Origin of the sequence: Tenacibaculum bernardetii, assembly GCF_029125915.1 — a bacterium.
Lineage (GTDB): Bacteria > Bacteroidota > Bacteroidia > Flavobacteriales > Flavobacteriaceae > Polaribacter > Polaribacter bernardetii.
In genome coordinates, this window is the sequence record NZ_JAQJCU010000014.1 from 1 (window position 1) to 14,963 (window position 14,963).

Sequence of the window (14,963 nt, forward strand, 5' to 3'; positions counted from 1 at the left end):
TTAACCCAACAGTTGTGGGAACGTATATGGTAACAGTTATAGATACTGGAGCAACAAGAAGTTGTGATGTAACAAGAACAATTGATATTGAAGCTGCTACATTACCAAGTTTTACAGCATCAGTAATTACAGATAATATTTGTAACGGTGCATCAAACGGAGCGATACGAGTAACAGCTATAGATAATGGTATTTCGCCATTAACTTATACAATTTCACCTAACGTTGGTACTTTTGATGCAACAACAAATACGTTTGAAGGTTTACCAGCAGATACTTACATTATAACCGCAACAGGTGCTAATGGTTGTACTTTTGATGTAACTGAAACTGTAAATGAAAATCCAATTATTGATATTTCAGGAGCAGTTACCGTAACAGATTTTGATTGTGCTGTAGGAACAAATACTACAAACAATGCAACCATATCTGTTGATACAACAGGAGCAGGTGGTACGGGTGATTTTGTTAGAGCAATATTTGTATATGATAACAATACCCCAGCAGATACATCAGATGATATAACGCAAGACAGTGGTGTGTTTAACTTTACAATAACAAACGAAGCAGGCGGTGAGGTAACCGTAACAGTTTTCGATAGCAACAACTGTGCTGACTCAGCAACAAGAACTATTGCTCCTTTCGCAAGAATAACAACAGTAACGATTACTGCAGACAGAGCGATTGATTGTGATGAAGGTGAAGATATTGTAGCAACTTATACAAGTACATTATCAATAACTAATGTTGAATACAGGTTATATAATAATACATCAAATACATTATTAGAAACAAGAATAGTTGATGGTGATTTTGTTACCTTATTACCAACAGGAGTTTACAGAATAGAAGTAGAAAATACCGATACAAATTGTGTGTTTACAGAATTTTATACCGTAAATGATGCCCCAGTATTCGATTTAATTATTGATAACATTCAGCGTGCATGTTTTAATGGTACAGCAAGTGTAGATGTAAGCTTTAGTCCAACATCACCATATAGTGGAGATTACACATATGAAGTGTTTAATGTTGGTGGTGTAACCACTGGTATTACAGGAGCAGGAGTAGGAACTACAGCAACAACCATTACAGGTTTAGCAGCAGGTAATTATTATGTAACAATTTTAATGATTGATACACCATTCTGTTCACCAGAATCGAATCCTTTCGAAATTGTACAACCAACTATTGATTTAGCATTGTCAGAAGAATTAACGTACATAAAATGTACGCCAACAGATTCTGGTCAAGTTAGTTTAACTGCATCAGGTGGTTGGGGAGTTTATGAATATCAGTTAGTAAACAATACAACAGGAAATACTATTCAGACTTTCGATAATAATTCAGTAATTACAGGCTTAACAGCAGGTGATTATACAGCAACAGTAAGAGATGCTAATAATTGTATAGAAGCAATCACTTTTACTTTAGAGGATGGTATACCAATAACGGGTGATTTTACAGTAACACCAAATGTTTGTATTGATGAAAGTACGGCAACCATTTCGGTTGATGCAGTTGGAGGTCAATTACAAGCAGGAACCCCTTTATTGTCATACACGTATATCTTAGAATACCCTGACGGAACAAGAACAGCAAGTCAATCATCAAATACGTTCACTAATTTACCAGCAGGTATTGGGTATTATGTATTAGTAGCAGATGGTTATTCTTGTGACGGTAGAGTTGGACCTATTGATATTGTAGATCCTACAGAAGTAGTAGCATCAGCAGATATTATAGAGGTTATTACTTGTAACAGAGCAGAAGCAGTTGTAGAAGTTTCAGGAACTGGCGGAACAGGACCTTATGAATTTAGTACAGATGGTATTAATTTTATAGCTGCTAATGCGGCACCAAACCATAGGTTTGATCTTCCTGCAGGAGAACACCAAATATATGTAAGAGATAACGAAGCATGTATTTCTGATGCCATAACGGTAAGAGTTAATCCTTATACAGATGTAACAGCAACCTTAGATGTTTCATCGGCATTTATTACGTGTAATGGTGACGCAAATGGCGTATTAATAGCGAATGCTCAAGACGGATTTGGAAACTATGAATATCAATTAGTAGATGAAAATGATGTTGAAATAAGAACGTGGCAAAGTGATAATTCATTTACAGGTTTAGGAGTTGGTACGTATAAAATTAATGTAAGAAGTACCAATGCAGCAGGTGAAGTTTGTAGCACTGTAACGGGTGAGTATACCATAGCAGAACCAATAGCATTAACGGGTACAGCAGTAGCAACCCAAAATGTATCATGTTTTGGTGGTAGTACAGGTATTATTACAGCACAAGGTTTTGAGGGTAATGGAGGTTATGAATATAACATTATTTCGGTACCAGCAAATCCGCTATATCCAGCAGATAAGTTTGTAACAAACGGTGTGTTCGAAAATTTACCAGCAGCAACCTATTATGTAACCATAAAAGATGTTATAGGATGTACAATTGTACCACCAATTGAAGTTGTTATAACTGAACCAGATGCATTACAAATAGGTTTAAACAGCGTAACGCAACAAACGTGTTTAAATGATCCTTCACCAATAATTACTGTTGATGTACAAGGAGGAACACAACCATACTTTATTAGTATTAATAATGTTGAAATTGCAGCGCCATATAATACAGGTACAATTAGTTTAGGTGCGGCAGAAGGTATTGAAGATGATACTGTATATGTAATTAGTGTAAGAGATAGTGGTGGCGGATGTCCTTCAGTAGCTTTACCAGCCATTACAACAGATGAAGCTATAGACCTTGATTTAACAGTAGATTGGGAGTATACCTGTCCGGTAGGAAATATTATTGTTGCAATTGTTGCCGATCAATATAAGAATAACATGTCTTATACGTTATATGATGGTGCAGGTAGCGCTGTTGCAACAAATACAACAGGTGAATTTGTTGATGTAGCTGCAGGTAACGGTTATACGGTTACAGCAACAAACACAATATCAAATTGTGCTCAAAGCTCAAGTGATTCGATAGACATTGAAGATATTCAAGCATTAACGATGTTTATTGACGATTCACAAAAAAATAAGTTAATAGCAAATGTAGACTTTGGTTTACCTCCTTATAACTTTACAGTTGATGGAGTAGATTACGGAGAGGAAAACGAATTTACAATTCTACAAACTAAAGATTACACCATAACTGTAACCGATGCAAGAGGTTGTCAAGTAACAATTACGATAAGAGGCGTTTATGTAACTATTACGGTGTTAAATTTATTTACGCCAGATGGTGATGGAACAAACGACTTCTGGTATCCATTAGAAGTAGAACCGTATCATAATATAAAAGTATATATTTTTGATAGATATGCTCGTAAGATTGTTAATTATCAAGGTGTTGTGCAAGGATGGGACGGTACTTATGAAGGTAAACCATTACCAGCAGGAGATTACTGGTATACTATTTACTTTAATGAATTATCAGGAGAAGAGAAAAAGTTAATGGGACACTTTACATTATATAGATAAAAATGAGAAAGATATTAATAACAATAAGTATCCTAATTTGTAGTGTCAAATTAGTAGCTCAAGAGGTAAATTTACCTCAATATATAAGTCATATGGCAGATAATCCTTTTTTAATATCGCCAAGTTATGCAGGTATTGGAAGTGGGTTACAAGTACGATTAAATGGTGTAAGCCAATGGGTTGGTGTTGATGGAGCTCCAGATACACAATCGTTAGTGGTTGAAGCGCGTTTAGCAGATCGTTTTGGTGGTGGTATTACTATTTTTAATGATAAAAACGGATTTACTTCTCAGAAAGGAGTGAAGTTATCATTGGCAAGTCACTTAACATTAAGTAATTTTCATGATAGTTTTTTATCATTTGGTTTAAGCTATAATTTTGTTCAATTTGGTATCGATACTTCAGAAAATAATTCAGGAGAAACAGTGCCTAATAGAACACTTACAAACTCTAATTTTGATGTAGGTATGTTATACCGTTACGAACGATTTAGTGTGAGTGTAAACGCAAATAATCTGTTAAATAAAAAAATAGAAAACTTTGCTACCAACGAACCAGAATCTTTACGAAGATTTACATTATATACATCGTATGTATTGGCAAGAATTAGCAATATGGTAGAGATAGAACCGTCTATTTTTGTTGAATACTACGAAGCTGATAAAAGATCGAGAACCGATATGAATGTAAAAGTAAGAAAAGGTATTAATGACGGGTACGTTTGGGCAGGTTTAAGTTATACATTCTTAAATGATCAATTTTTTGAACCTAATGCAATAGCACCGTTAATAGGTTTAAAAAAGAACAACTTATATATGTCTTACGGTTTTAGTGTTAATGTAAATAAAACACAAGATTTTAATTATGGTACACACATGATCACACTTGGTTTTGATTACGATAGAAGACCTAGTTTAGCACGTTGTACGCAGAAAATGATGATTTTTTAAAAAAACAAAATAATATAGTAAGATCCTCAAGCTAAAACTTGGGGATTTTCTTTTTCTTTGCAGTAATGGAAAACAAGAATAAAGTATCAACAAATCTTAATAAATTTATAAGCAGTACGGGGATTTGTTCTCGTAGGGATGCCGAAAAATTTATTGCAGCGGGTAGAGTAACCATCAATAAAAATGTTGCTCAATTAGGTAATAGAGTTTTTGAAGGAGATAAAGTACATGTAGATGGTCGTTTATTAGAACCAAAACCTACTACACTTTACATCGCATTAAACAAACCAGTAGGTATTGTTTGTACGACCGATAGTAAAGAAAAAAAGAACATTGTAAAATTTGTAGGCCATCCAGAAAGATTATTTCCTATTGGACGTTTAGATAAACCCTCTGAAGGGTTAATATTTTTAACCAATGATGGTGATATCGTTAATAAAATTTTACGCGCAGGAAACAACCACGAAAAAGAATACATTGTTACGGTTGATAAACAGATAACGGATGATTTTATCGCAAGAATGGGTAATGGAATTCCTATTTTAGGAACCGTAACTCAAAAATGTAAGGTGAAGAAAATAAATGATTTTACTTTTCAAATTATTTTAACCCAAGGTTTAAATCGTCAAATACGACGAATGTGTGAATATTTAGAATACGAAGTAACGAAGTTAAAACGCGAACGTATTATGAATGTTTCTTTAGATAAACTAAAACCTGGTGATTGGCGAGAATTAACAAGTGATGAGATGAAAGAAATCAACGAAATGATTGCTAGTTCTTCTAAAACAGAAGAAGCATCTACAGTTGTTGAGAAAAAAAAGCCAAAACAACCAAAAAAGAAGGAAGTACAAAAGCAAGACGATTTTAATAAAAAAAGTGCTGCTTTTAGAAAAAATTCACCAAAATCAAAAAGAAATTCTAACCAAAAATTTGGACGTAAACGTAAATAAAAGGCCTTTATAAAGAAGGTAGTTGTAGGCATGAAATATAAAATTTACGCAACAGCCAGCTACTTACTAATTATTATGATTTTATTTACTTTTCCAATTCTTAAATAAGCGTATCTTTGTCACTTATGCAATTCGACTTAAAAACAACCGACCCAAAAAGTAAAGCACGAGCAGGTGTTATTACAACCGATCACGGAACAATAGAAACTCCAATATTCATGCCTGTAGGTACAGTAGGTACTGTAAAAGGTGTGCATCAATCGGAGTTAAAAAACGAGATCAATCCAGATATAATTTTAGGAAATACCTATCACTTATATTTACGCCCTAAATTAGAAACTTTAGAAGCCGCAGGAGGTTTGCATAAGTTTATGAATTGGGATCGTAATATTTTAACTGATAGTGGTGGATATCAAGTGTATTCGCTTTCTGGAAGAAGAAAAATTAACGAAGAAGGAGTTAAATTTAAAAGTCACATTGATGGATCTACACATTTCTTTACTCCAGAAAATGTGATGGAAACTCAACGCACCATTGGTGCCGATATTATTATGGCATTTGATGAGTGTACTCCATATCCTTGTGATTATAATTACGCAAAACGCTCTATGCATATGACGCATAGATGGTTAAAAAGATGTGTAAATCATTTAGAAAAATTACCTTTTAAGTACGGATACGAACAAACGTTTTTTCCTATTGTACAAGGAAGTACTTATAAAGATTTACGAAAACAATCTGCTGAATATATAGCGTCTGTAGGAGCACAAGGAAATGCTATTGGTGGTCTTTCTGTAGGGGAACCAGCAGAGGAATTATACGCAATGACAGAAATAGTAACGGCTATTTTACCTGAAGACAAACCACGTTATTTAATGGGGGTAGGAACACCTATTAATATTTTAGAAAACATAGCATTAGGCATCGATATGTTCGATTGTGTAATGCCAACACGTAATGCACGTAATGGGATGTTATTTACTGCACACGGCTCTATAAATATTAAAAATAAAAAGTGGGAACAAGATTTTTCTCCTATTGATGAAATGGGAATTACTTGGGTAGATACCATGTACTCGAAGGCATACTTACGTCACCTTTTTGCAGCAAAAGAAATGTTAGGTAAACAAATAGCGTCTATTCATAATTTAGGATTCTATTTATGGTTAACAAGAGAAGCAAGAAAACACATTTTAGCTGGAGACTTTACAGAGTGGAAAGATAAAATGGTAAAACAAATGGACAATCGTTTATAAAAAACTAGTTTTTTGAAAATACTTGATTGGTACATATTAAAGCGCTACTTAGTAACATTTTTGTTTACTTTATTAATACTAATACCTATTGCGGTAGCTATTGATATTGCAGAAAAAATAGATAAATTTTTACGTGATGAAAGCTTAACTTTTTATGAGGTAGCAGTTGATTATTATGTGAATTTTATTATCTATTATGCCAATACATTTATGCCTTTGGCATTATTTATAGGCGTAATTTTATTTACATCTCGATTAGCAAATAACACAGAAATTGTAGCTATAAATGGTTCTCAAGTATCATTTACTCGTTTTTTATTCCCTTATTTTATGGGAGCTACGATAGTTTGTTTTGTAGCTTTATCTATGAATCATTTTTTTGTACCTACAAGTAGTAAGGTTAGAAAAGCGTTCGAAAAAAAGTATTTAAAGAAAAAAAAGTATGCAGATAAAAGCATTAAAGAATTTAGCTTACAGTTAAATGATAGTACTTATGTATACCTTCAGCGCTTTGATTTAAAAAGAAATTCAGGGTATAATTTTTCTACGGAGATTTATGACGGAATTCAATTAAAACAGCAGCTAACAGCTGATAATATCAATTGGAAAGAAAAAGACAGTCTTTTTAAACTTTATAATTGGAAAATAAGAAAAATATTTAAAGATAGAGATAGTATATTTTCAGGGACTTCTCTAGATACCACTTTTGCTTTCACACCTAAAGACTTTAATTATAAAAATATTTTAGCGCAAGAAATGAGATCTCCAGAATTGATTAAATTTATTGAAATTTCTAAAAGTAGAGGTGCTAAGAACTTAAATGTTTATTTGGTAGAATTGTATAAACGTACCAGTTTACCAGTGGCATGTTATATTTTAACTTTAATAGCAGTTGCTTTAGCGTACAAGAAAAAACGAGGAGGAATTGGCTTAAACTTAGCACTAGGAATTTCAGTAATGTTTGTGTACGTTTTTTTCTTAAAAGTAGCAGAGGTTTTAGGAGGAGTAGCAGGCGCAAATGCTTTATTAAATGTATGGGTACCAAATATGGTATTTGGAGCTTATGCAATTTACTTATACATTAATGGAAGGAAATAAATTAAAAAACTACCTACACCTACATTTTATTGTTTTTATTTGGGGGTTTACAGCGATACTAGGCGCATTAATATCTGTAGATGCGATACCATTAGTTTGGTTTAGAATGTCGCTTGCAGTAGTATTTATAGCACTTTATTTTATAATCCGTAGAAAATCATTTAAAGTAGATAAAATAGGATTGTTAAAATTTGCAATATCAGGTGTAATTATAGCATTGCATTGGGTTACCTTCTTTAAAGCTATAAAAGTATCAAATGTATCGGTTGCTTTAGTAACGATGAGTACAGGAGCTTTCTTTGCCTCATTAATTGAACCTGTTTTTTTTAAAAGAAAAATAAAAGCAATCGAAATTTTATTAGGCATATTGGTAATTGCTGGGCTATATATTATCTTTAATTTTCAAAGTCAATATACTTTAGGAATTATTTATGCATTAATTTCAGCCTTTTTATCAGCCTTATTTGCTGTTTTAAACGGCTTGTTTATCAAAAAATACGATGCAAATATTATCTCTTTTTATCAATTAATGTTTGGTGCTTTAGGGATAACTTTATACTTATTATTTACACAAAAATTTTCGATTGAATTTTTTCAAATATCAACAAATGATTGGTTGTATCTAATCATATTAAGTAGTTTTTGTACGGCCTATGCTTTTATCGCATCTGTACAAGTAATGAAATACTTAACGCCATATACCGTAATGTTAACGATTAACTTAGAGCCTGTGTATGCTATTATTTTAGCGTTGATTATATTCGGAGAAAAAGAACAAATGAGTACTGAGTTTTATTACGGAGCATTTATTGTGCTTTTCGTAGTTTTATTAAACGGTGTTTTAAAAAATACCAACTTCATAAAAAGCACGTTCAGTAAAAAATAGTATTATTAAAAAAGGGAAAAAGCTAAAATTTACAATTTTTTAGTATGTTTGCCTTTACAAACGACTAATATAAAATCAAACTATATATAATGGAATATTTAGATTTTGAATTGCCAATAAAAGAGTTAGAAGATCAATTGGCAAAATGTTTTGATATAGGAAAAGAAAGTGATGTAGATGTTACAGCAACCTGTAAGAAGATAGAAAGAAAATTAGAAAAAGCAAAAAAAGATATATACAAAAATTTATCGCCTTGGCAGCGTGTACAATTATCACGTCATCCAAATCGCCCATATACATTAGATTATATCAATGCTATTTGTGGTAATACTTTTATGGAGTTACACGGTGATCGTAATGTAAAAGACGATAAAGCCATGATTGGTGGTTTAGGTAAAATAGGCGATCAATCGTTTATGTTTATTGGGCAACAAAAAGGATACAACACAAAAACACGTCAGTATCGTAACTTCGGAATGGCAAATCCAGAAGGATACCGTAAAGCTTTGCGTTTAATGAAAATGGCAGAAAAGTTTGGTATTCCTGTAGTTACTTTATTAGATACTCCAGGGGCATACCCAGGTTTAGAAGCTGAAGAACGTGGACAAGGAGAAGCTATTGCACGTAACATTCTTGAAATGACTCGTCTTAAAACGCCTATTATAACGATTGTTATTGGTGAAGGAGCATCTGGAGGAGCAATTGGTATTGGAGTAGGAGATAAAGTATATATGATGGAAAACACATGGTATACCGTAATTTCACCAGAATCATGCTCGTCTATTTTATGGCGTAGTTGGGAGTATAAAGAGCAAGCGGCTGAAGCATTAAAATTAACAGGTGATGATATGAAGCGATTAAAATTAATTGACGGAATTATTGAAGAGCCTTTAGGTGGTGCACATTCTAATAGAGAAGCTGCTTTTTTAGCAGTACAGGAACAAATTATAAACGCTTTTGATGAACTGAAAGACTTAAATGATACTGATTTAGTAGCTCAACGTATGGATAAATACGCTAATATGGGTGTTTACAAAGAATAATCTTATTACATATTTCATAAAAAAAACCTCGTCTTTAAGATGAGGTTTTTTTATGAAATTTAGTAACTTCGGTTATAAAAAAAATATAGTATAATGAGAGACACACAAACAATAACATTTTTAGAAGATACTTTTGAAAGTCATCCAAACTGTTTTAATGGATGGAGTGAAGATTATGCACAAACAATTATAAGAAAAGCTTTAAAAGAACTTAATTGTGAAAACGAAGAAGTTATTTTTACAAAATATGCTTGTAGAGCTATTGACGAAGATAATTGGAGAACTGAAGTATGCTATATAGAAACAGAACAACCAGGGTTTTTTTATATCATGAGAGATATGGTTGATCATATTAATGTAGTTTATAATAGGTGGGACTAATACTGTAATGATAGTATAAATAAAAAAGCAACCAAATTTGGTTGCTTTTTTTATTATGGTATATTTAAATATTTATGGGTTTGTAAAGAAACACGCCATTTTGGGTTTTTCATTACATAATCTACAATTAAAGGAGTCATTTGTTCTTTTTTACTCCATTCTGGTTGTAAAAAGAGTTGACATTTTTTGCCAACTTTTTCAGCTTGTTCTTCAGCAAATTGAAAATCATTTTTATTGTGAATGATCATTTTCAATTCATCAGCTTCTTTGTAGCACTCTTTTGTGGGTAATTTTGTTTTTTTAGGAGATAAGCAAAACCAGTCCCAAACACCCGAAAAAGCATAGGCACCAGAAGTTTCAATATGCGTTTTCATCCCTTTGTCCTGAAGTTGTTTGGTAATATAATCTAAACTCCACATTAATGGCTCTCCTCCAGTAATTACTACTGTTTTAGCCCATTTTTGGGCATTGGTAACAATCAGATCTGTTTTTGTTGGTGGATGCAAATTAGCATCCCAACTTTCTTTCACGTCACACCAATGGCAACCAACATCACAACCACCTATTCTAATAAAATAAGCAGCAGTACCTGTATGAGACCCTTCACCTTGTATTGTATAAAATTCTTCCATTAACGGAAGCATTTCACCTTTATCTATTAACTCTTGTACTTCTTTTTTCAACATAAGGATGCAAAGATAGTCAACATTAAAATTTTATGGATGATTTTTGTTACTTTTACGTGTTTTATCAATAAAAAGAACCAAATCAACATGAGTAAATCCGAAGCGTTTTTTAAATATATAACTGAAGGCTATAAAAGCAAAGGAGATTTTATCACTTTAGGCGCTGGTATGTTGGGTGAAGAAACCATAACGAATGCATTGGTAAATATTCCGTTAAAAACCTTAAATCGCCATGGTTTAATTGCAGGAGCCACAGGTACAGGTAAAACAAAAACATTACAAGTGTTGGCAGAAAACATGTCTGACAAAGGGATTCCGGTATTGTTAATGGATGTAAAAGGTGATTTAAGTGGATTGGCTCAACCGAGTCCTGGTCATGCGAAAATAGACGAGCGTCATGAGAAAATTGGTATTCCTTTTAACGCGACAAAGTTTCCTATAGAGATTTTATCAATATCAGAACAAAATGGAGTGCGTTTACGAGCAACGGTATCTGAATTTGGCCCAGTTTTATTATCGCGTATTTTAGATTTAACAGATACACAATCGGGAATTGTAGCAATTATATTTAAATATTGTGATGATAATAAATTACCATTATTAGATTTAAAAGATTTTAAGAAAATTCTTCAATTTGTAACGAATGAAGGAAAAGAAGAAATTCAGGCCGAATATGGTCGAATTTCTACAGCAAGTACCGGTGCTATTCTTAGAAAGATTATAGAAATAGAGCAACAAGGTGGTGATTTGTTTTTTGGAGAAAAATCATTTGAAGTAGATGATCTAACTCGTATTGATGAAAACGGTCGTGGGTTAATATCAGTTTTAAGATTAACAGATATTCAGGATAAACCTAAATTGTTTTCAACGTTTATGATGCAATTATTAGCAGAAGTATATGAATCGTTTCCAGAACAAGGAGATAGTGACAGACCTGAATTAATTATATTTATTGATGAAGCGCATTTGGTTTTTGAAGAAGCATCAAAAGCATTGTTAAATCAAATAGAAAGTATTGTAAAATTAATTAGATCGAAAGGAATAGGTTTGTACTTTGTAACGCAAAATCCTAAAGATGTGCCAGAAGATGTTTTGGCGCAATTGGGAATGAAAATTCAGCATGCTTTACGAGCTTTTACGGCAAAAGACAGAAAGGCTATTAAGTTAGCCGCAGAAAATTATCCAGATTCTGATTATTATGACACCAAAAAAGTATTAACACAATTAGGAATAGGAGAGGCGTTAGTATCTGTTTTAAATGAAAAAGGAATTCCGACTCCGTTAGCACGGACTATGCTGCGTGCTCCTATGAGCAGAATGGATGTGCTTACAGAAAAGGAAATTAAGCAGGTATTAGACAATTCGAGATTGATACCTAAGTACAATGATACTGTTGATAGAGAAAGTGCTTACGAGTTGTTAAATGAGAAGATTGAAAAAATAAATAAGGAGAAAACAGCAGATGCTCTTAAAGAAGAAAGAGCAAAAACAAGCAGAAGATCTTCAGCAACAAGAAGTAGAAGCACACGACAAAACCCGATTGTAAAAGTACTAACCAGTGCTACATTTATTCGCAGTGTTTTCGGGATATTAAAAAAAGTATTAAAATAAAACAAATAGTATATAAAACCGTTTTTAATAATAACAAACCAAATAAATAAATGAAAAACTTAATTAAACCCCTAGTAATCGCATTAATTTCAGTTGTATTTATACAATGCGGAAACAGTAAATACGATGTTTCTAAAGGGAAAGTAGGTGAATTAACTACAAAAACAACAATGCAAGAAATTGACGGAATTTTTAAAAATGATTCTGTAGTAAAAATATTAAGTGAAGGAGCTAAGGGAAATAATTTTTATCAAGAAGATGATAAATATGAAATCTTCGAAAAAGGAGGTAAGCATTTGTTAACGATTATACCAAATGAACAATTAGATTCTTTATCAACTATAAAAAGTATCGAAATTTATGATAATCGCTTTAAAACCAAAACAGGTTTAAATATTAGTTCTTCATTTCAAGAAATTAACGCTAATAATACGATAAGTAAAGTTGAATCATCATTTTTGTCAGCTACCTTATTTATAGACGATTTAAACGCAACAATTGCATTAGATAAAGAAGATTTAGGCTTAAAAGACTTTAGCACGCAAAAAGTAAGTATAGATCAAATACCTGACTTAGCTAAAATAAAATCATTAACCATTTGGTTTAACTAAAAAATAAGCAAAAAGTCGAAACAATGGTTTTGGCTTTTTAATTTTTATATGATGAATAAAAAATATACAATTCAAAGAAAACCATTTGTAGTGCCAACTACAGACGGAAAATTAATAGAAGAACATTTTGGTAATGCTACAGATAAAAATCCTAATGTAAGTATTGCTCATATGGTTGCGCCGGTTGGTTGGAGTGAACCTTTTCAAACGCCAGAATTTGAGGAGTACACCTATATTATAAAAGGTAAAAAGCAATTTATAATTAATGGTGAAACAATTATTTTAGAAACAGGAGAATCGATTAAAATAGAAAAAGGAGTACGAGTTCAATACTCAAATCCGTTTAGCGAACCTTGTGAGTATTTAGCTGTTTGTATGCCTGCTTTTTCAATTGATTTGGTGAATAGAGAAGAGGAATAGCATAATTTTAAGGAGATTTGTTACGTTGAATTTATTTGATAATAAGAGTACTCTTTTAAATAAAAAAAACATCAAATTGAATTTATTTCAATTTGATGTTTTTTTATATGCGCTATTTAAAAATATTAAAGCGTAAGTATTGTTAATACAATTCCTAAAAGGATTGCAGTAAATTTTTTAAAATTGAATTTGTGATTTTCTGAACTTTCAAAAAGTATAATTGTTGAAATATGAAGAAAAACACCAATAATTAAAGCAGTTATTTCTGTGTGATATTCAATAAAAAAAGGCACTTTATCTGAAACTAATACGCCTAACGGACTCATTAAAGCGAAAAGACTTAAAAATAAAACAATTGTTTTTTTGCTATAATTTGTCTGTAAAAAGAAAGTTGTTAAAACAATGGCAATAGGAATTTTATGTACAATAATTGCCCAAAGTAAATTGTCGCCAGCATGATGTATTGGCAATCCTTCAGAAAAAGCATGAATACATAAACTCACAAAAAGCAACCAAGGAAACTTAGATGAGTCAGAATGTACATGAATATGACCATGTTCGGCACCTTTAGAAAACGATTCTAAAACTGATTGTATAATAATTCCGATTAAAATTAAGATTCCGATTTTCTTAGCATTGCTTGTATGCATATAAACTTCAGGAAGCAGGTGTAATATAGTAACCGACAGTAAATAAGCACCACTAAAGGCTAACAGAAGTCGAACTAATTGATTGTTTGGCTTTAAAAATAAAACAAGTAAAGAGCCTAGTAAAACAGCAACTATTAATAATATGTAACTCATTCTCCAATTAATATTAATCTATCAGAAGTATTTTTATCAAACTCATTTAAGCTATAATCACCAAAAACATGTTTCATGTTTAAACCTGCTTTTTTAAAATAGGTTTCCATCTTATCTAAGGTTAAAAATTTTACTTGCTCTGTATATGAATGTTGTTCGTTATCAGTAATAAAAGAAATGTGTTTTAAGATAAAACCACCTTTAATTTCTCTTTTAATATGAAACTCAATACCATCAATTGTTTTAACTTCTTTAGCAACTAAAGAATCTTTAACTTTTTCGACGTTTAAAAAATCCAAAACAAATACACCATTTTCTTTTAAGCCGTTTTTGATGCTTTTTAAAATAGCAATATCTTCATTGTCATCCTCAAAATAACCAAAACTTGTAAATAAGTTAAAAATAGCATCGTATTTGTGTTCTATAGGATCACGCATGTCCCAAACTTCAAAATTAAGCGACTCGTTTTCAAATTTTTTAGCATATTCAATACTATTAGGACTTAAATCACCACCAGTTACTCTATAGCCTAAAGAATTTAAGTATACTGAGTGTCGTCCTTTTCCGCAAGGTAAATCAGCAATATGACTCGTTTTAGGTAATTTTAAAAAAGATGTAATGTTTCGCATAAAAAACTGCGCATCGGCATCATTTCTATGTTTATATAATGTGTGATAGTAAGAAGTATCGAACCAAGAAGTAAACCAGTCTGTTGTTTTCATAATTATAAGGTCTGCAAAAGTACACAAATCTTACGTTTTT

Annotated in this window: 14 protein-coding genes; 11 read left to right on the forward strand and 3 right to left on the reverse strand. The window is 31.9% G+C overall.

Going from position 1 to position 14,963, the window contains the following annotated elements:
• The 8 genes from P2G10_RS10860 to P2G10_RS10895 form a co-directional block, all read left to right on the forward strand.
• The coding region (locus P2G10_RS10860; protein WP_275316584.1) for a T9SS type B sorting domain-containing protein at nucleotides 1-3,503 on the forward strand (3,503 nt) is incomplete at its 5' end.
• Between the two features lie 2 nt (nucleotides 3,504-3,505).
• Nucleotides 3,506-4,453 carry a PorP/SprF family type IX secretion system membrane protein gene (locus P2G10_RS10865; protein ID WP_218772737.1) on the forward strand — a complete coding sequence of 316 codons (948 nt, stop codon included), beginning with the start codon at nucleotides 3,506-3,508 and terminating at the stop codon, nucleotides 4,451-4,453.
• A gap of 65 nt (nucleotides 4,454-4,518) precedes the next feature.
• Nucleotides 4,519-5,406 (forward strand): 23S rRNA pseudouridine(2604) synthase RluF, encoded by an 888-nt coding sequence (rluF, locus tag P2G10_RS10870; RefSeq protein ID WP_218772736.1) that lies wholly within the window; start codon nucleotides 4,519-4,521, stop codon nucleotides 5,404-5,406.
• Nucleotides 5,407-5,531: 125 nt separating this feature from the next.
• On the forward strand, nucleotides 5,532-6,662 hold the full coding sequence (gene tgt, locus P2G10_RS10875; protein ID WP_218772735.1) for a tRNA guanosine(34) transglycosylase Tgt: 1,131 nt from the start codon (nucleotides 5,532-5,534) through the stop codon (nucleotides 6,660-6,662).
• Nucleotides 6,663-6,674: 12 nt separating this feature from the next.
• Complete coding sequence (locus P2G10_RS10880; RefSeq protein ID WP_275316585.1) at nucleotides 6,675-7,760, forward strand: LptF/LptG family permease; 1,086 nt, start codon at nucleotides 6,675-6,677, stop codon at nucleotides 7,758-7,760.
• Nucleotides 7,747-8,646 carry a DMT family transporter gene (locus P2G10_RS10885; protein ID WP_275316586.1) on the forward strand — a complete coding sequence of 300 codons (900 nt, stop codon included), beginning with the start codon at nucleotides 7,747-7,749 and terminating at the stop codon, nucleotides 8,644-8,646. The genes P2G10_RS10880 and P2G10_RS10885 overlap by 14 nt, the downstream gene beginning before the upstream one ends.
• An 89-nt stretch (nucleotides 8,647-8,735) precedes the next feature.
• Nucleotides 8,736-9,689, forward strand: coding sequence for an acetyl-CoA carboxylase carboxyltransferase subunit alpha (locus P2G10_RS10890; RefSeq protein ID WP_275316587.1), 954 nt, complete (start codon nucleotides 8,736-8,738; stop codon nucleotides 9,687-9,689).
• A 93-nt stretch (nucleotides 9,690-9,782) separates the two neighbouring features.
• Nucleotides 9,783-10,070 carry a hypothetical protein gene (locus tag P2G10_RS10895; protein ID WP_218772731.1) on the forward strand — a complete coding sequence of 96 codons (288 nt, stop codon included), beginning with the start codon at nucleotides 9,783-9,785 and terminating at the stop codon, nucleotides 10,068-10,070.
• 53 nt (nucleotides 10,071-10,123) lie between these two features.
• On the opposite strand, the gene P2G10_RS10900 is transcribed toward P2G10_RS10895, so the two are convergent.
• Nucleotides 10,124-10,756, reverse strand: coding sequence for a 7-carboxy-7-deazaguanine synthase QueE (locus P2G10_RS10900; RefSeq protein WP_218772730.1), 633 nt, complete (start codon nucleotides 10,754-10,756; stop codon nucleotides 10,124-10,126).
• Between the two features lie 87 nt (nucleotides 10,757-10,843).
• Between P2G10_RS10900 and P2G10_RS10905 the strand changes: the two genes are divergently transcribed.
• The 3 genes from P2G10_RS10905 to P2G10_RS10915 are packed head-to-tail and all read left to right on the forward strand — an operon-like array spanning nucleotide 10,844 to nucleotide 13,398.
• Nucleotides 10,844-12,367 (forward strand): helicase HerA-like domain-containing protein, encoded by a 1,524-nt coding sequence (locus tag P2G10_RS10905; RefSeq protein WP_275316588.1) that lies wholly within the window; start codon nucleotides 10,844-10,846, stop codon nucleotides 12,365-12,367.
• 50 nt (nucleotides 12,368-12,417) lie between these two features.
• Nucleotides 12,418-12,978 (forward strand): hypothetical protein, encoded by a 561-nt coding sequence (locus P2G10_RS10910; protein ID WP_275316590.1) that lies wholly within the window; start codon nucleotides 12,418-12,420, stop codon nucleotides 12,976-12,978.
• A gap of 48 nt (nucleotides 12,979-13,026) precedes the next feature.
• Nucleotides 13,027-13,398 carry a cupin domain-containing protein gene (locus P2G10_RS10915; RefSeq protein ID WP_275316591.1) on the forward strand — a complete coding sequence of 124 codons (372 nt, stop codon included), beginning with the start codon at nucleotides 13,027-13,029 and terminating at the stop codon, nucleotides 13,396-13,398.
• A gap of 125 nt (nucleotides 13,399-13,523) precedes the next feature.
• On the opposite strand, the gene P2G10_RS10920 is transcribed toward P2G10_RS10915, so the two are convergent.
• Together P2G10_RS10920 and P2G10_RS10925 are read right to left on the reverse strand one after the other, a co-directional pair.
• On the reverse strand, nucleotides 13,524-14,201 hold the full coding sequence (locus P2G10_RS10920) for a ZIP family metal transporter (RefSeq protein WP_275316592.1): 678 nt from the start codon (nucleotides 14,199-14,201) through the stop codon (nucleotides 13,524-13,526).
• Nucleotides 14,198-14,923: a class I SAM-dependent methyltransferase gene (locus tag P2G10_RS10925; RefSeq protein WP_275316593.1), complete on the reverse strand. Its 726-nt coding sequence runs from the start codon at nucleotides 14,921-14,923 to the stop codon at nucleotides 14,198-14,200. Before P2G10_RS10925 ends, P2G10_RS10920 begins: the two co-directional genes overlap by 4 nt.
• Between the last annotated feature and the right edge of the window lie 40 nt (nucleotides 14,924-14,963).

Coding starts and splice junctions, on each gene's coding strand:
- P2G10_RS10865 (WP_218772737.1), top strand. CDS start 3,506: ATGAGAAAGATATTAATAACAATAAGTATCCTAATTTGTAGTGTCAAA.
- rluF (WP_218772736.1), top strand. CDS start 4,519: ATGGAAAACAAGAATAAAGTATCAACAAATCTTAATAAATTTATAAGC.
- tgt (WP_218772735.1), top strand. CDS start 5,532: ATGCAATTCGACTTAAAAACAACCGACCCAAAAAGTAAAGCACGAGCA.
- P2G10_RS10885 (WP_275316586.1), top strand. CDS start 7,747: ATGGAAGGAAATAAATTAAAAAACTACCTACACCTACATTTTATTGTT.
- P2G10_RS10890 (WP_275316587.1), top strand. CDS start 8,736: ATGGAATATTTAGATTTTGAATTGCCAATAAAAGAGTTAGAAGATCAA.
- P2G10_RS10895 (WP_218772731.1), top strand. CDS start 9,783: ATGAGAGACACACAAACAATAACATTTTTAGAAGATACTTTTGAAAGT.
- P2G10_RS10900 (WP_218772730.1), bottom strand. CDS start 10,756: ATGTTGAAAAAAGAAGTACAAGAGTTAATAGATAAAGGTGAAATGCTT.
- P2G10_RS10905 (WP_275316588.1), top strand. CDS start 10,844: ATGAGTAAATCCGAAGCGTTTTTTAAATATATAACTGAAGGCTATAAA.
- P2G10_RS10910 (WP_275316590.1), top strand. CDS start 12,418: ATGAAAAACTTAATTAAACCCCTAGTAATCGCATTAATTTCAGTTGTA.
- P2G10_RS10915 (WP_275316591.1), top strand. CDS start 13,027: ATGATGAATAAAAAATATACAATTCAAAGAAAACCATTTGTAGTGCCA.
- P2G10_RS10920 (WP_275316592.1), bottom strand. CDS start 14,201: ATGAGTTACATATTATTAATAGTTGCTGTTTTACTAGGCTCTTTACTT.
- P2G10_RS10925 (WP_275316593.1), bottom strand. CDS start 14,923: ATGAAAACAACAGACTGGTTTACTTCTTGGTTCGATACTTCTTACTAT.